Raw genomic sequence first — 16,161 nt, 5'->3', positions numbered from 1 at the left:
AAGGATACGAGATGAGAACGAATGTGAGGCAGACTTCACCGATTTCATAAAAACCCGGGCGAATGGCGACCTCAAGTTTGACTATCCAGACCATAATCGCGCAGAGAGTCTATTTTCGATATGGCATTTATTGAGTCTTCATATCAATATTCAAAGTTGCAAGCGGTCAGGATGTGATGCCTACGCAAGTTGCAATGTCCGTCGACGTTCGCAAAGCAAAGACCCGCGAAGGTCTTGGCGAGATTAGGTGTTAGACTGCTTCTGGGCTTTCAACGAACATTGCGTGGATCATGACGGAGGTGTTCGGACATGCCGTTGCCGTAGTGCGGCGCGGTGTTAAAATATCGGGCGCCTGCGTCTCAGACAGTCGATAGGACGTCATATCCTCGTTGATACTGACGGATTTGAACAATCAGGCGATGCGGGCGTATCCAAAGGACAATTTGTGTTTAGAGGTCAGCATAACTATCCCGCGCTATGGCAGCCCGGCTCGGGGCGCGTTTGGGTTTTGTAGGTCAGGACAAATTCGGTGTGGCCGAGGTCTTCGGACGCGGATGTCTCTCCCGCCGCTAACCCGACCAGCTTTTTGTAAATCTCGTCGCCCACCTCATCCAGCGTCGCCGCGCCGTGCAGGATGCGGCCCGCATTGACGTCCATATCGTCGGCCATCTTAGCGTAGGTGTCGGGATTGGCGCAGACCTTGATCACCGGAGAAATCGCGGATCCAACGACCGATCCGCGCCCTGTTACAAAGATAATGGCATGCGCCCCGCACGAGATCAGCTCAACAATCTCAGCGGTGTCATTGATGTTGGGAAAACCGAATTTCGGCTGCCCTTCTGGCACCACATCCAGCAAATATAACCCGCTTGTCTCAGCGGTTTGCGCCGGGCGGAGAATGCCGCTTATCTGGCTGTCGCCCGACTTGGCATAGGCACCGAGCGACTTTTCCTCAATCGTCGACAACCCACCCGTGGCGTTGCCTTGCGAGAACGACCCATAGCCCATGGCAGCATAAAAGCGCGCGGCCTTTTCGACCGTTTCGACCAGATCGGCTTTCAGCGCAGGCGGCGCGGCGCGGGTCGCCATGATATGCTCGCAGCCAATCAGTTCCCCCGTTTCCTCAAAGATGCAGGTGGCCCCTTCTGATACCAGTCGATCAAACGCGCGGCCCGCTGCCGGGTTGCCCGTCAGGCCCGAGGTTCCGTCCGATCCGCCGCAAATCGTGCCGATGACCAATTCTGAGGTGTCCATAGGAACCCGAGGCGTGGATGCAATATGTTCTAGCGTCTGACGCACCCACGCACGGCCCGCGTCAATTGCTTTGCGCGTGCCGCCCGTATCTTGGATAGTAATCAGGTTCACCGGCCGCCCCGAGGCCTCAATGGCGCGGAACAAATCAGCCTTGCGGAAATTCTCACAGCCAAGCGACACCAACTGCACCGCGCCCACATTGGGATGGGTACAAAGCGCCTCCATCATGTCCTGCCCGTAAATACTGGGAAAGCAGCCCGAAAAGCCGATGACCTGCACGTCTGCGTCCGAAAATGGCCGCGCGATTTTGGTGCAGACGTGATGCGCGCATTCGACCAAATAGGCCACCAGCACCTTGTTGCGGATGCCCTTGCGCCCATCTGCGCGTAGCCATCCTGTCATCTGCAGGGTCATGTTTGGCACCCTTCCATGTCTTCAATCACGGTGTAGCGGCTTTCGACATTGTGCAAATGTACATGCGCTCCGGGCGCGATATCGCATGACGCGATACCGATCGGCGCGCCATATTTGATAATATCAGATCCTTGCGAAATCGCGCAAATCGCCAGCTTGTGTCCCATACTTAGATCGCAAGGCAGCGACATAGATTCGCCGTCAAGCTGGGCCTGTGCACCTTTGGACCCGTCTTGGGCCAGCACCGCCACGTTGTCGTTCTTATGCAGGCGCAAAAGCCGCAGAGACGGATGATTTTCAATAGCGCTCATGCTGGTTTCAACCTCTAAATGTACAGTTTGCAAAAAAAACAATTGACGGCAAGGGAAAATATTTTTTACTCATAACGAACATTTCGTGGTGTGCATGAGGGGATGGCATGACCAATACGATGCAAAATCAGCCAGTTCTGGAAGCGCGCGGCATTTCCAAACATTACGGCGGCATTGTCGCGTTGGATAACGTCGACCTGACGCTCCACGAGGGCGAGGTTCTGGCTGTTGTCGGTGACAATGGGGCGGGCAAATCGACGCTGATCAAAGCGCTGACTGGGGCCATTCCTCGCACGTCAGGCGTTATTCGATTTGACGGCAAAGAAGCGCATATCGAGACCCCATCAGACGCTAAAGCTGCTGGGATCGAGACCGTGTATCAGGACCTCGCTCTGGTCAACGAGCTGTCTATTACCAAAAACGTCTTTCTGGGCCGCGAAATTTTGCGCGATGATTGGCTGGGCCGGGTCTTTGGCGTGCTCGATTTCAAAAAAATGGATGCAGAAATTCGCGCGCTGCTTGCCAAGCTGGACGTGCGCATCGCGGATATCTACCGCGAGGCGGAAGCATTCTCCGGCGGACAACGGCAGGCCGTAGCGCTGTCGAAAACCGTAATGTTTGGCAAACGCGTTGCCATTCTGGACGAGCCGACAGCAGCACTTGGGGTACGCGAAAGCAAGATGGCGATGAACCTTGTCCGCTCACTTAAAGATCACGGGCTGTCAGTGATCATGATTACACATAACATGCAACATGTGCTGAATTATTGCGACCGCGTGATGGTGTTGCGGCTCGGCAAACTGGTTGCGGAGCGGGATGTGAAGGACGTCGATGGCGACACTCTGGTCGGCCTGATTACCGGGGCCACAGGCGCGCAGGTGACAGCTTGAGCCAGAACAGCCAAACCGCCATGTCGAACCCTGGTGTCTCTGCGGGCAGCTTTGAGGTGCTCAAACATAACTTTATGCAGATCTGGCAAGTGCTGGCGGCGCTGGCAATCATCTATCTGTTCTTCATCATCATGTCCCCGCCTTTCCGCAGCTTTGAAACTCTGCTGTCGATCTTCGCGCAGGCTTCAATTCTGGCCATTCTCGCCTGCGGGACCACGATTGTGCTTATCTCTGGCGGGTTAGACCTATCGGTGGGCTCAATTTTTGCGGTGGTTGGTGTGTCAGTTGGGATTTTCATGGCCGAATGGGGGCTGCACCCTGCGGTCGCGGTCTTGCTGGGACTTGGTATCGGCGCAGCCCTAGGCGCGCTTAATGGCACCATTCAGGTCATTACCAAAGTGCCAGCCTTCATCGTCACGTTAGGTGGCTTGACCGCTTATAAAGGGCTTGCCGAAATTTTGGCCAGCGGCCGGGACCTGTCACGCTTCCCCGAAGCGTTCAAGTTCCTTGGCACGGGCAACACCGTCCCGGTTCTGATCATGTTCGCCGCTGCACTTCTGACCGGCTTGTTTCTGACCAAAACCCGGCTTGGCAACCGTGCCTTTGCCATTGGCGGCAACGAAGAGGTCGCAAGGCTTGCCGGTGTTCCCATCGCAAAAAGCCGCATCTATTACTACATGCTGGGCGGGTTGCTGGCGGGGCTGGCGGCGATTATTGAGGTGTCAAAGCTGAATTTTGCCATGCCCGCGCGCGGCCAAAGCTACGAGCTTTACGCAATTGCCGCCGTCGTCATCGGCGGCACCAGCCTGTTTGGCGGGCGCGGCGGGGTCGGCAAAACGCTTTTGGGCATGTTGATCATGCAAACCATCCTTGTCGGGCTGTCCTATATGGGCGTCGGCACATCATACCAACGCATCGCAATCGGAGCCATTATCATCATGGCCGTCTATTGGGATGTCTGGCGAAAATCCACGCGGTGAAAAACACCCGTGCTTGACCGCCCGAGACCCGGGCAAAAATTGAAAAACTGGGAGGACTATATGACTTTTAACCTGAAAACCGCAGTGGCTACAGCCGCTCTTGCCGTAGGCCTTGGCACTGCCGCAATCGCCGAAGATATGCGCATCGCCTACACGGGTTATTCTACTGACAACACATTCTGGATCGGGGTCGCCACAGCCGCCGCTGCAGAAGCCGAAGAGCAAGGCGTTGAGTTTATTGATATGACAGCTTCGTCGCCTGATGCGGCAGCCCAAAAGGACGCCGTAGACCGCGCCATTGATATGGGTGTGGACGGCATTATCATTGGATCAGTAGACAACCGCGCCTTTGACGCCTCGCTTGACAATGCCGCAGCCAAAGGCATCCCGGTTGTGGCCGTGGATACCGCGATCGACCACAGCCATGTCTCCAGCCTTGTGCAAACGGACAACTTGGCTGCTGCAGGGATTGCGGGTGAATATATAGTCGGTCAACTCGGTGGCGAAGGCTCCGTGCTGATCCTTGGCGGGTCCGCCGGGCACCAGACCGGCAATGCACGGCGCGATGGCGTTCTGACCGCGGCTGAAGCTGCCGGACACGAGGTGATTTTCCAGATTTGCGATTGGCAAGACGCTTGTGCGTTTGAGACGACGACCAACTTCCTGCAATCCAACCCTGATATCAAGGCGGTGTTCTCCGCATGGGATCCCGGTGCGCTCGCTGCGGTGTCAGCGTCCAAGGCGCTTGGCAAGCTGGACGGGCTAGTGGTCGTGGGATTTGACGGCAACCCCGCCAATCTTGTGGCCATTGAAGAAGGCGAACAATCGGCCACCATCAAACAAGATAATACCCGGATGGGGATCGAGTCGGTGCAAAACCTGCTCAACATCATCAAGGGCGAAAGCGCCCCAGCCGTAGTCCCAATCGACGGCATCTTAATCACCGCCGATAACGTCGCTGAATTCAAGTAAACCAACATCCCTGCGGGCGATAATAGTTACCGCCCGCAGGATCTTTCGCTAAAGGTCTTCTATGCAATCGCTTGTCATCGACCAAATCGGACATACCGAATTTCGAGACATCGAGGCTCCTGTGCCCGGTCCTGGCGAAGTGTTGCTTGATGTGCATAATGTCGGGCTTTGCGGCAGTGATCTGAACACATTCAATGGCCTCAACCCGCTGGTCGAGCTGCCGCGTATACCTGGTCATGAGATCGGCGGCGTAATCGCGGCCGTTGGGCCAGATGTGCCCGCAGAATTCACCATAGGCCAAAGCGCCATCGTGATCCCCTACACCACCTGCGGCACCTGTCCGTCTTGCAGGCAGGGGCGTGTCAACGCCTGCCAGTTCAACAAAACGCTTGGCGTCCAGCAGGATGGCGGGCTGTGTCGGCAGATCGTGCTGAAGACAGATCAGCTGATCCTCAACAACACTCTGCCGCCTACGCATATGGCACTGGTCGAGCCACTATCCGTCGGCTTTCACGCCGTATCGCGCGGGCGAGTTGGAGCTACAGATACGGTTCTGGTTTTAGGCGGCGGGATGATTGGCGTCGGGGCTATTCTTGGTGCGCTTGCGCAGGGTGCAAAGGTAATTGTCAGCGAGGTCTCGCACCTCAAAGCAGACACCCTCGCAACCCTTGGCGTCGATGCCGTTATCAATCCGACCCGCACCGATCTGACGTCCGAAATTGATCGCCTGACCAATGGCGCCGGAGCGGATGTCATCATCGAGGCCGTAGGTCTCCCCGCCACATTCCGCGTTGCCATCGACCTCGCCCCGTTTTCGGGCCGTGTGGTCTATGTCGGCTACGCCAAAGCCGAAGTCAGCTATGACACCAAGTTCTTCAACCTCAAGGAGCTTGATATCATGGGTTCTCGCAACGCCACACGCACCGACTTTGAAGCGGTTATCGCCTATCTTGCGCAGCATACCCCAATTGGCGAGCGACTTATTTCCAAGACCTTCACTTGGGCGGATGCGGATCAGGCGCTTAGGTATTGGACCGATCACCGAGACGAGATTTTCAAGATCATGATTGATATGAGGGTCACTGCATGAGCTTGCAGGACATTTATGGACTGGACGGAAAGCGCGCCTTGGTCACAGGCGGCGGCACAGGGTTGGGCCGCGCGATTGCGTCTTGTTTGGTGCGAAGCGGCGCACAGGTTATAATTGCCGGGCGTCGCGCCGATGTGCTTGATCGCGCCGCCGCAGAGATCGGACATGGCTGTCAGACAGCGTCTCTTGATCTGGCCAATACCGACAGCATTAAAACTTTCGAAGACCGGCTCGGTCCCATCGACATTCTTGTCAACAACGCTGGCAACACGCTCAAAAAACCTTTTGAAGAACAGTCTTTAGAAGAGTTCGATCAGGTATTTGACGTGCATGTGCGCGGCGCGTTGGAGCTGAGCCGCCATGTGATCCGCCGGATGCTGGCCGAAGATCGCAGCGGCACCGTGCAGTTCCTGTCCTCTATGACCGCGTTTATCGGCCAGCCGATGGTTGCGGGCTATACGATCTCAAAGACCGCGATCAATGGCGTCGTGCGCGGCTTGTCGGCCGAATTTGCAGCCCGTGGTATCCGGGTCAACGGCGTGGCTCCCGGCTGGATCGACACCGATATTTACCGCAACGCCACCAAAGACGATCCGGTGCGGCAGCAAAAGATCATGAGCCGTATCCCAATGGGCCACCTAGGTCAGCCCGACGATATTGGCTGGTGCTGCGCCTACCTCGCCTCGCCTGCTGCGAAATACATCAATGGGCAGGTCGTGCTGGTCGATGGTGGCGGCGCAACTGGATTTTGAACAAGGATCCTTCTCACATGAACGAAATAGATTTTGAGCAAATTCGCACCGAGCTTTTCACCGCTGTTATCGGTGACGTGTTGGATGCAATGGGGTATCGACATCAATTCCTACCGGCGGGTCTTGCGCCTTTGACGCCGGGCACGCGATTGGTGGGCCGTGCCATGCCGGTTCTGGAAATCAAAGCCTCCGCGGGGCCTGGGCGGGGCCCGCTATCTGACAAAGCGTTTGGAATCATGTTCGAGGCCCTTGATGACATGCAACCGGGAGAGATCTACATCACCTCAGGGCAACATCTTAACTGCGCGCTCTGGGGTGGCTTGATGTCCACGCGGGCGCAGCATCTCAATGCTGCCGGGGCTATTCTTGATGGCTATGTGCGCGATACCGCCGAGATCCGAAACCTCGGCTTCCCGGTGTTTTCACGCGGGGCCTATGCGCAGGATCAGGGCGTTCGGGGCAAAGTCGTCGACTACCGCATGCCGTTGCAAATCGGTCAGGTCATGATCGCCAATGGCGATTTGATCGTCGCAGATGATGAGGGCGTCTTGATCGTGCCAAACGCGGTCGAACATGAAGTGATCCAAGCCGCCCATGAAAAGGTACATACAGAAAATAAGGTCGCCACAGCCATTCGCGCCGGGATGAGCACAAGAGAGGCGTTTGACACATTTGGCGTCATGTAGCGCCGCATGTTATTGGTACAGCGCCAACAGAACACCGACTGAAAGCGATGGACCATGTCCCGAAGCAGCAGCATCTATAAGGAAAGTTACAACCGGGCGCTTGATCTGATTTGCGAAACAGATGCGCAAGGCGACCTTCCAACTGAGGTGGCTTTGTCACAGAAATGGAACATTAGCCGAACCACCGTGCGCAGCATTCTGAGCGGCCTTCAAGACACCGGCCTTATCCAGTGGTCAGGCCGGTCAAAAAAGATTTTGCGCAAACCTCGCCGCAACGAATACTTCCCGAAGGACGAAACTGCGTCCAATGCTGACAGACTGTCCTCGTTGTTCATGGAATATATTTTCGCAGGCGAACTCGCCCCCGGCGCCACGTTGAACGAAAGCGAATTAGCAAAATATTTCGGTGTCAGCTCAACCGTCGTTCGCGAATTTCTGATCCGCTTCTCGCGCTTTGGTCTTATTGAGAAAAACCTAACCGGCATTGGGTCCTGAATGGCTTCACCCGGGACTTCGCCGATGAGCTGTTTGCCGTGCGGGAAATGTTTGAACGGAAGGCTTTCAGAACCTTCCTCGCAGCCGGGAGTGCCGCGCATCAAGAGGCGATTGCTCTCAAATACGAGCACTTAACCATATTGGACAACATTGAGCAGGATTACTTGCTGTTTCCTCGGTTAGATGAAAAGTTACACCGGATCTGGATCGACGGATATGGCAACCGTTTCGTTCGCGACTTCTTTGAGCTGATCTCGCTGGTCTTTCACTACCATTACCGCTGGAACAAACTGGACGAGATGGAGCGCAATCGCGATGCAGCCCACCAACATCTGAAAATTATCACTGCCCTCGAAACCGATCAATTGTCGGAAGCAGAGCTCTTGTTTCTTGAACACTTGTCCCATGCGAAAGAAACACTGATCGCTTCTGTTTCGTGGGTGCCCACAAAATAACGCCAAACCCGGATTGTGGGTCTGGGTGTTTAGTCCCGGCACTTGGTAGATCAGATTTATGATGAATCGCTCTGGTTCTTATGTCCATATTTTGTAGATGTATTCGTAAGGCGTTAACCTGCTGAGTGTCTTCAAGCGACGTGCAAAATTATAGGCATCCAAGAAATCGCTGAGATGGCTGCAAAGCTGATCGTGGGTGTCTTAGTAATACCGTTTCACCGTGGCATTCTTGATTGTCCGGCTCATCCGCTCGACCTGAACTGAACTGGTCCCAGAAAATCAGACAGTCATCTAAGGTATATCCTGGACCTTTGAAGGGATACGAAGACAGCAAAGCGCCGGAAGTTTACAGATCAGTTTAAGGCTAAAGTGGCATTGGAAGCGCTGCGTGGTGACAAGACCGTGCAGGAGATCGCTGTATTACCGCTCTGACAGCGTGCATGGTCGTGGCGCTGCCATGATAAACTTGGCCCATAATGCTTCCTTCCAGTCCAACGAACGGATCACACCATCAAAACCTGGGATCAAAACACCTAGGGTGTGGTTCTGATGTTGCAACCGCCTAATGACGGACCGGCTTCGTCAGAACATGGACATACCCTCGACCATTCTAGAAACCCTGTTCAAAAGTTGCACATAGAAATGGGGCCAGACAAAGAAATAAACAGGACACTTGAGTGATTTAAAGGCTCTCGGCAAGGCGTAGTACAGATCATAGACCTGTGTTTAACCTGCTAATGTCATACTAAGTATCTTACGTATATCTGACAATCCTTTGCCTCAAAATCTTGCTATAAATTAACTCAGGAGGTGCAGTATGGACAATTCAGTATCCGAGCGTACACGATCGCTCAATCAGCCAGTAAAACAAAATGAAACACAAACGCTGAGCGATAGCGACCCTGATGGCAAGATTTCGTTGGATTCTGTCAGTTCGCGGCCTACCAAGAAACAAGGCACTGTTCTGAACGAAGCTACGACAAGTTCTGACGAAACGGACGATCAAGAGGCTGAAGAAGCTGGGGACATCGTCGTAGAAGCAGTCAAGGATGATATTCGGGATCCCAAGTCCCGCAATGAAATCGCCACATCTCTAGATGGAAAACGCGCGCATGAGCGTAGCCCTGACCAAGTAGAGGCGGTGGAAGACACCTTTGAAGAGATTGAGGACCAGAAATTACTTGATGTCGATGTCGTTGCGACCAAGCCTGAAAAGGAAACAACAATCGTTAGCGAAAATAACCGTAAGCGCTCTATTAGTCTCGAAGCAAATGAGAAATCACGCTTGGTTGAAATGGATGATGGTAAAAAGGTTTTGGTAATTAACAGTAATATATCGAAGAGCGAAATCCTAGACGAAACCGTTGATACTCTTTCGGGAATAATTGCTGAGACGGCACAAGAACAAGGCGTTAATATTCTGGCAGAGTTCTGGGCAGCTTTCCGAACTACACGACTAAGACGCGTGCGCCGCCATCTGGTAACTTTTGCAAAAGGATACGGATCCTACCTGTTGCTCAACACCTCTACACTGAATGTTAGTGCACACGATCCAGAAGATGAAAAGAAGATCAGGTCAGAATTGTAGCGCGGGCAGCCTGGATATGGCCGAGCCGCGCTAAAGATCGTCCTTTGAGAAGTTGAAACTCACGCGAAAGGGGACGATTTTCGAGCAATTCCACTGTAATCAACAAATCAACAACTCGTTCTGAATTTCTCTTACGAAACATAGCCTTTGACAAAAGTTTGATCGTTTCAGGAAACTCTGGACGTATATAATCGGATAACTCAAGCATATGGATTGCTAGATCAATACGTCCATAAAGCAAATGGACCGAGGCGATCTGGTTGAGTAAATTTGCGTCTTCAGTAGCTTCTTGCTTTTTATCTTGTATCGAAGTTTGGAGTTTCATCCGACGGCTCCAACAGTCTTGAGCAAATGCACATGTTCAAACATTCTTGCCAATTGAGCTAACTCTGCAAAACCCTGGCGAGCTGCAATGTTGTTAGATTGATTAACCTCACTTTCACGCCGGATCACCAATGATGCAATACGGTAGCCAAGTTCCGATGTAGAAGAACGCGATAGTTCATCTATTGTTTTCCGTGACACTTCATCAAGAGCAGTGCTGTTAAGTGACAAAATATCACCAAGCGCCATTTCCGGCGGCTTACGCACAACAGACATCAGTGTGATTAATTGTTCCTGGGCGAATATATCAAGAGGAACGGCAACATTGGCGCTCCGGTCAATTCGATCACTGATATTGGATCTGTCGACGTGCTGTGGTGCACTACTGCTTTGAATTCGAGATTTGTCGTTTATGCGATCCATGAGGTTTCTCAATACTTTATTTCGATTTTTTCACCATCGCGTTCGACAGTGATCAGATTGGCTTCGATGCGCTCAAGGCGCCAACCCACGGCAATCTCTTCACCGATGCGGACCTCGCGTCCATTCATCTGGCGCACATAGCTCGGTTCAGCGATTCGTACCAACGAGATTGGTGGCATCTCGTCTAATCCAGGTTTAAATGAGATTTGGGCTACAACCCTTGCGGGAATTGGTTGACTGTCGATCCATTTTTGAACCGAACGCCATTCCTGAGTTTTCACGGCTGGAAGTGTGCCCACCACAAAAACGGATTTTTGATCTTCGACATATTCCACAGTCACGTAACCCGCCAGTTTCTCCTCAATGAGCTGCGCATCCAGAGCTTTCAGTGCCAAAGAAATCTCTGGCGTTTCTTTTTTTGAATGGCCTGCAACTAATGGTCGTGAGGGGTCGGAAACACGTTCCAGCCGATAGGAGGGAGTCTTGGGCAATAGAATACCCCATGGTACAGCGAAGAGGCCCAAAGCAATAGCGGAAATAACTCCTATCCGTTTAATTCTTTGAGCGACTTTTCGTACAGCGGAGGGCGCGCTTCGATTTGTTGATACAGGCACCGTATTGGCACCTAGCGCGAGTTCAATTCCGCCGATTTCCATTTTGATAGGGAGTCTGTAGGATCTACTTTGGGAACCCTTGGGAATCTCCGTTCCATCAATGACGACCGCGCCTTCTATTGCTTCAGCAATCGCAACATCGCCAAAGACTGATCGTGCGAAGTGTAAGCGAGCGTGATTTGGCATGACATCGGGGTCAATGATCAAAACGTTATCGTCGGCACCGCTTCCTACCAGAACGTCGTTGTCTTTCACCATCCTAGAAACAGGGGTGCTGCCTGGGTAAGTGACTGACATATTGATTTCAGGGGCAGATACGCTAGGCAATAGCCTATTGCCCATAGTACGCACGCGATCAGCGAGAATGTCTTTGTGTACTTCGATTGGTGCGAGCATGTAACCTCGCTTATCCGCGCAAAAGCTGAGTTATGTCTTGCTGCAATCTCTGCGCGATCTTCCAAGCGACCTGATAATTTGTCAAATCCAGATACAGCGCTTTCACTCGTTCCTCGACGTGCTGCGTTTGGGCCTCAAAGCTCTGCTGCTCTGTTGTGCGATTCTGCACGCCGGGTCGGTCAACATCAGATACGATATCTGCCTTGACTTCGCCAACCAAGCCAGCGCTCTGATCGGAAACTGCTTTGCGGGCGATGCTCATGGGTTTTTCTGCATGGGGTGCATCCACCATACGCTGCATCGCCCGTTCAGCTAGGCTCTCAAGGTTTATATTCTGGTTTTGCTCTTGCGAGGCTGTTCCGGTCATATTGTAAAGATCGTGCGACGGTTTCCCGCTGCTCTCAACCGATCCAATCGCGTCAACAGCCGCAATAACTTCTGACATTGATAAACCCTCTTTGATAGTTCTTCGCAAAAAAGAAATACGCGTCTATTTCTCGCGCTCTTGTAGTTCTTCGATGGCTTGTTCGGTCAGAAACATTCCCATCACCACCTCTAGTTCGAGATTACCATTTCCTTCGGCTTCTGCGGCGTCCGCAGCTATTGGGTCCGTTGTCGCCACACCTTCTGTTGCGGCGCCGGTTGCTGATACTGCCATTTTCATACTCCTTTTCAAATGGTGCGATAATGTCCATTAAAGTTGGTTAAGATTTAGAGTGCACTGACAGCGGGCCCCACACCTGCCTCCTTTGGTACGTAAAAGATTACGTAGAGCGTGACGAATCACGTAGCTTTTGCGGACTTAACTCCGCAATATTTCCAGTGCTTCGGGGTGTAATCGATACGACCATTTCAGGGCGTCACCCGGGAGAGCTGAATGCAAAATAATTCACAATATATAATGGCGGCGTTTCGTGGACTTTCTTCAGGTCTAATTTGTAATCTTATTCTTGGCGGAGCCGTTGTATACGCTCAATCTAACATAGACCTAGCTACCATATCCGGGACCGAAGCAAAGCAATCGATTTTTGATGCTGCCTCTGGAGATGTCGATGTTTTTCAGAAGAACCATGAATATAAGGTAATCTCGCAACGCATTCGAGATTTTCTAGAAACCTTTTCTAAAGATGCAAATTTTAGCGTCAGAATATCTGATCACGTGAATGGTGTCCTTCATCGTTTCTTGGTGTCTGGAAAAATAGATAATGTCCTGGATGCGGTGTCGCAACACGCCTCACTGAACTGGTTTCGCTTTAACGGCGTTATTTATGTTGCTGATCAAACAGAGGTCATAACGCGATTAGTACGATTGGGTGATTTGCCACCCCATTTAGCAATGAAAGCACTTGAGCAGTCCGGGCTGGTGCTTGAGAAACATCCAATTTCAGTTACAGCGGACGGCGTAGCGCTTGTCCTTACGGGACCCCCTACATTTCTGGCATTCGCAGAAGCAGTCATAGAATCAGTGCCGTCTCCAAGGAAAGCAACTGAGCGCAAAGTAATCGTCCGTCGTGCTGGAGTCGTTTCAGAATGAGGTGGACTATCAGATTACGTAAGAATTTACGTATCACACGTGAAGTTAGATCATGAATTGCGCAGGAGACTAACAAAACACAAACAGCCATAGTTCAATTTAGGAAAGGATCAAACTTAATGATTAACTTTAATCACCTAGCTCGCCGACTTGCAGACGTCTCCCAACGTCAGCAGCAAGCGTTAGAAAGTCTTGAAACACGTCAGTTTTCTCAATCAGTAGAAACGGCATTAGAGAGGCTTGATAAAAAGCTGAGCGCTATGGAAAGCAAATTAAGTAAATCCGTCCCATCCTTGATGATGTCGAAAGACTTCAAAGGGATATCAATGAACGCGTTTCGATCACCGCAACAGACATTGCAATCATTAGATACGCGTTTTCAACCTGCCGAAACGATCCGGCAATCACCATTGGCGAAAGCCAATACCATAGAAGAGAGGACTAATACTATGGCAGAAACCCAGCTAGCATCAGGCGCGAGCTCCACATCCACTGCGGATGCGGCGGCAAACGACGACGCGATCAAAGGTCGCGCCAATGCATTGTATGTAGCAATGGCCGAAAAGCAAATGGACTTTAAAGAGTCCACTGAGCCAAATAAGGTCACACAACAGCTGGCAGGTAAGGTCTAAACCCAGCTGATTTCAATATCAGGAGGCGCCTCTTGGCGCCTCCTTTTTTGCTTTGGGAGAAAACAGTGTTTAGAAAAGATCTCATTCTTGTAGCGTTGCTCGTTATGATACTTGCACTAATGATTGTGCCGCTCTCCCAACAAATTATTGATGTCCTTCTAGCCATCAATATGTCCCTAGCGGTTGTTTTGCTAGTAGTATCAATATATCTGAAACATCCCTCAGATTTTTCTACGTTCCCATCTGTTATTCTCATCGGAACAGCGTTTCGGTTAGCTCTGTCCATCGGCACTACCCGTTTGATACTGTCTGAAGCTGATGCAGGACAAATCATCGAAACATTTGGTGATTTTGTAGTAGCCGGAAGTGTCGCAATTGGGCTCGTTATCTTTTTGATCATTACTGTTGTGCAATTTCTCGTTGTAACCAAAGGGGCGGAACGTGTTGCTGAAGTTGGTGCAAGATTTGCGCTTGATGCGCTGCCCGGCAAGCAAATGAGCATTGATGCTGATATTCGCGCCGGCACCATTAGTCAGGAAGAGGGTGCCAGTAGACGCAGACGACTTGACAAAGACAGCCAGTTCTTTGGCGCAATGGATGGCGCGATGAAATTTGTTAAGGGCGATGCGATCGCAGGATTGATCATTATTGTGATCAACCTTGTTGGCGGTGTTGCTGTAGGACTGAGCTTACACAACTATAGTTTCGGGGAAGCCGTTTCAGTCTATTCGCTGCTTACAATTGGAGACGGGTTAGTCGCGCAGATACCGGCTTTGATGATGTCTCTTTGCGCGGGTGTCATAGTCACTCGCGTTGCCAATGTAGAGAATTCCGATTTGGGTTCTGATATTGCTTCTGAGCTGGCAGCAGACGCAAGGGTGCCTGGTGTTGCCGCTTTAATCGTTTTCGGGATGGGTCTGGTGCCCGGATTTCCGTTGATTATTTTCGCGTCTGCGTCGGTTGTACTTGTCATCGTTTGGATGCTATTGCGCAGGCTTTCTGTAAAGGACGATCAGAAAAGCGATACCGAGGAAGGTGCTGAAGCTTCTGATGACGCGACATCAACACCTGCAATTGACGGCGAGGCAATTGCCGATGTCAGTACTGATATTGAGCGATCCAAGCGGTTCAAGTTTCTTTTGGGGTCAGATGTTGACAGTGAAGTCGGAGCCGACCTTTTGCAGCAGGCCATGGACAAATTGTTTGATCGGTTGAGAGAGATGCGAGGGGTGGCCTTTCCGTCAATCTCTGTGGAAATATCAAATATCGTTGACCCCCGCGATTGTATAGTCGTGCTGGATGAGGTTCCGCTACGCAGTATCACGCTGTTTGAAAATTTTGTCCTCGCGAAATGCGGGGTAGAATATGTTGATCTTATTGGCTGTCCAGAAACCGACAGTATAGAAGTTCACTGGCCACTTTTCGAGGCCAGATGGTTCCCCACAGAATATCGGAACGAGTTGCTCGACCTTGGTGCTGAACTACCCGATATGCTGACATGTCTCGCTGAAATGGCCTTCAGGCTCTACGAACAAAATCTTGGCTCACTCTTCTCAAATCGGGAGTTCGATATATTTATTGAGGAGTCCCGCGCAATTAATTCCGAAGGGATCGACAAACTTGAAGCCGACCTTGAACGATCCGGTCTCTTTCAAGTTATTCGCTACCTCGTCGAAGACGGGATCCCACTGCGTCCTCGTAACCTGTTGATTGACTCGATGATCTATTGGTCACAAGTCAACGAAGGGGGAAGTGCAGTTTTGATTTCGGAATGTCTGCGTGGCTCTATGAAACGCCAGCTTTGTCATATGATCGCAGGACCATCAAACACTATGGGTGTCGCGATTGTAGACCCGGCCCTCGAAGCTATGGCACGTCAATCAGTCGCCGACGCGAAAAGGTCAGGCAATCTTGCGTCACTTGACGGTTTAATGTTCGATGTCGAATTAGCAGATGCGATTGTCAACCAATTTCGTGATCTAATCAATCGTGACGAATTTGAAAGTCAACAGATGGTAATTCTGACTGCGACCGATATTCGTCGGCGTCTGCGCAATTTCCTCGCTGCAAATGACATACACTTGCCGGTTTTGGCCGCACATGAGATATCTGCGGATGTAATAACATGTCCTGTCGATCTTATTAAATTGCCAAGTAGCGCAATCGATCAGGCCTTAGCTGAAGATCAATTTGAAACAGCTTAACAGCGGGATGGAATCGCGCCTTACCTGGCCATTAACCCACTGGTCCTGATTGGGACCATTAGTCGTAGAGTCTGTGTTGTTTGTTGCGTTGCGGTAAAAACCGGCTGTGCGGAACCTTTGTCGAGCTTAAGCAAGGCCGGTCGGATG

19 protein-coding genes and 1 pseudogene are annotated in these 16,161 nt (G+C 51.6%); 12 read left to right on the top strand and 8 right to left on the bottom strand.

Translation table 11 applies throughout. From position 1 onward, the window contains the following. Positions 1 to 465 precede the first annotated feature (465 nt). Together ACZ1HF_RS16170 and ACZ1HF_RS16165 are read right to left on the bottom strand one after the other, a co-directional pair. Positions 466 to 1,668, bottom strand: a complete 1,203-nt coding sequence (locus tag ACZ1HF_RS16170; protein ID WP_472658472.1) for a UxaA family hydrolase — start codon at positions 1,666 to 1,668, stop codon at positions 466 to 468. Beyond that, positions 1,665 to 1,979, bottom strand: a complete 315-nt coding sequence (locus ACZ1HF_RS16165) for a UxaA family hydrolase (RefSeq protein ID WP_472658471.1) — start codon at positions 1,977 to 1,979, stop codon at positions 1,665 to 1,667. Before ACZ1HF_RS16165 ends, ACZ1HF_RS16170 begins: the two co-directional genes overlap by 4 nt. A gap of 107 nt (positions 1,980 to 2,086) precedes the next feature. On the opposite strand from ACZ1HF_RS16165, the gene ACZ1HF_RS16160 reads away from it, so the two are divergent. From ACZ1HF_RS16160 to ACZ1HF_RS16125, 8 genes are all read left to right on the top strand, one after another. After that, positions 2,087 to 2,869, top strand: a complete 783-nt coding sequence (locus ACZ1HF_RS16160; protein WP_472658470.1) for an ATP-binding cassette domain-containing protein — start codon at positions 2,087 to 2,089, stop codon at positions 2,867 to 2,869. Further along, positions 2,866 to 3,849, top strand: coding sequence for an ABC transporter permease (locus ACZ1HF_RS16155; protein ID WP_472658469.1), 984 nt, complete (start codon positions 2,866 to 2,868; stop codon positions 3,847 to 3,849). The genes ACZ1HF_RS16160 and ACZ1HF_RS16155 overlap by 4 nt, the downstream gene beginning before the upstream one ends. 60 nt (positions 3,850 to 3,909) lie before the next feature. Beyond that, a complete protein-coding gene (locus tag ACZ1HF_RS16150) occupies positions 3,910 to 4,821 on the top strand; it encodes a sugar ABC transporter substrate-binding protein (protein ID WP_472658468.1) in 912 nt (303 codons plus the stop codon). A gap of 61 nt (positions 4,822 to 4,882) precedes the next feature. Continuing rightward, a complete protein-coding gene (locus tag ACZ1HF_RS16145; RefSeq protein ID WP_472658467.1) occupies positions 4,883 to 5,911 on the top strand; it encodes a zinc-binding alcohol dehydrogenase family protein in 1,029 nt (342 codons plus the stop codon). After that, positions 5,908 to 6,663: an SDR family NAD(P)-dependent oxidoreductase gene (locus ACZ1HF_RS16140; protein ID WP_472658466.1), complete on the top strand. Its 756-nt coding sequence runs from the start codon at positions 5,908 to 5,910 to the stop codon at positions 6,661 to 6,663. The genes ACZ1HF_RS16145 and ACZ1HF_RS16140 overlap by 4 nt, the downstream gene beginning before the upstream one ends. A 17-nt stretch (positions 6,664 to 6,680) precedes the next feature. Then, positions 6,681 to 7,349 (top strand): RraA family protein, encoded by a 669-nt coding sequence (locus ACZ1HF_RS16135; RefSeq protein ID WP_472658465.1) that lies wholly within the window; start codon positions 6,681 to 6,683, stop codon positions 7,347 to 7,349. Between the two features lie 54 nt (positions 7,350 to 7,403). Beyond that, the gene (locus ACZ1HF_RS16130; RefSeq protein ID WP_472658464.1) at positions 7,404 to 7,844 is read left to right on the top strand and encodes a GntR family transcriptional regulator; all 441 of its coding nucleotides are present in this window, start codon (positions 7,404 to 7,406) and stop codon (positions 7,842 to 7,844) included. Positions 7,845 to 7,882: 38 nt separating this feature from the next. Further along, positions 7,883 to 8,299 carry an FCD domain-containing protein gene (locus ACZ1HF_RS16125; protein ID WP_472658463.1) on the top strand — a complete coding sequence of 139 codons (417 nt, stop codon included), beginning with the start codon at positions 7,883 to 7,885 and terminating at the stop codon, positions 8,297 to 8,299. 81 nt (positions 8,300 to 8,380) lie between these two features. Here the strand turns inward: ACZ1HF_RS16125 and ACZ1HF_RS16120 are convergent. Beyond that, a pseudogene (locus ACZ1HF_RS16120) lies at positions 8,381 to 8,557 on the bottom strand (IS481 family transposase); the annotation flags it as partial. A gap of 559 nt (positions 8,558 to 9,116) precedes the next feature. Here ACZ1HF_RS16120 and ACZ1HF_RS16115 point away from each other — a divergent pair. Continuing rightward, positions 9,117 to 9,887, top strand: coding sequence for a hypothetical protein (locus ACZ1HF_RS16115; RefSeq protein WP_472658462.1), 771 nt, complete (start codon positions 9,117 to 9,119; stop codon positions 9,885 to 9,887). Here ACZ1HF_RS16115 and ACZ1HF_RS16110 read toward each other — a convergent pair. Genes ACZ1HF_RS16110 through ACZ1HF_RS16090 form a run of 5 tightly spaced genes read right to left on the bottom strand, consistent with a single transcriptional unit; the run spans position 9,871 to position 12,302 of the window. After that, positions 9,871 to 10,212 (bottom strand): hypothetical protein, encoded by a 342-nt coding sequence (locus ACZ1HF_RS16110; protein ID WP_472658461.1) that lies wholly within the window; start codon positions 10,210 to 10,212, stop codon positions 9,871 to 9,873. The two genes, ACZ1HF_RS16115 and ACZ1HF_RS16110, sit on opposite strands and share 17 nt — an antisense overlap. After that, positions 10,209 to 10,634, bottom strand: a complete 426-nt coding sequence (locus ACZ1HF_RS16105; protein WP_472658460.1) for a hypothetical protein — start codon at positions 10,632 to 10,634, stop codon at positions 10,209 to 10,211. The genes ACZ1HF_RS16110 and ACZ1HF_RS16105 overlap by 4 nt, the downstream gene beginning before the upstream one ends. 8 nt (positions 10,635 to 10,642) lie before the next feature. After that, positions 10,643 to 11,644 (bottom strand): hypothetical protein, encoded by a 1,002-nt coding sequence (locus tag ACZ1HF_RS16100; RefSeq protein ID WP_472658459.1) that lies wholly within the window; start codon positions 11,642 to 11,644, stop codon positions 10,643 to 10,645. Between the two features lie 10 nt (positions 11,645 to 11,654). Continuing rightward, on the bottom strand, positions 11,655 to 12,089 hold the full coding sequence (locus ACZ1HF_RS16095; RefSeq protein ID WP_472658458.1) for a hypothetical protein: 435 nt from the start codon (positions 12,087 to 12,089) through the stop codon (positions 11,655 to 11,657). 45 nt (positions 12,090 to 12,134) lie between these two features. Continuing rightward, the gene (locus ACZ1HF_RS16090) at positions 12,135 to 12,302 is read right to left on the bottom strand and encodes a hypothetical protein (protein WP_472658457.1); all 168 of its coding nucleotides are present in this window, start codon (positions 12,300 to 12,302) and stop codon (positions 12,135 to 12,137) included. Between the two features lie 219 nt (positions 12,303 to 12,521). On the opposite strand from ACZ1HF_RS16090, the gene ACZ1HF_RS16085 reads away from it, so the two are divergent. The 3 genes from ACZ1HF_RS16085 to ACZ1HF_RS16075 all read left to right on the top strand — a co-directional run bounded on the left by ACZ1HF_RS16085 (position 12,522) and on the right by ACZ1HF_RS16075 (position 16,014). Then, the gene (locus ACZ1HF_RS16085; RefSeq protein ID WP_472658456.1) at positions 12,522 to 13,178 is read left to right on the top strand and encodes a hypothetical protein; all 657 of its coding nucleotides are present in this window, start codon (positions 12,522 to 12,524) and stop codon (positions 13,176 to 13,178) included. A gap of 119 nt (positions 13,179 to 13,297) precedes the next feature. Continuing rightward, positions 13,298 to 13,810 carry a hypothetical protein gene (locus ACZ1HF_RS16080; protein ID WP_472658455.1) on the top strand — a complete coding sequence of 171 codons (513 nt, stop codon included), beginning with the start codon at positions 13,298 to 13,300 and terminating at the stop codon, positions 13,808 to 13,810. A 32-nt stretch (positions 13,811 to 13,842) separates the two neighbouring features. Beyond that, positions 13,843 to 16,014: an FHIPEP family type III secretion protein gene (locus tag ACZ1HF_RS16075; protein WP_472658454.1), complete on the top strand. Its 2,172-nt coding sequence runs from the start codon at positions 13,843 to 13,845 to the stop codon at positions 16,012 to 16,014. The last annotated feature ends 147 nt before the right edge of the window (positions 16,015 to 16,161 follow it).

Source organism: Litoreibacter sp. GN1-5, from assembly GCF_055693805.1.
Note: the sequence above shows the minus strand (reverse complement) of the source record. Positions and strands in the feature narration are given on the sequence as shown.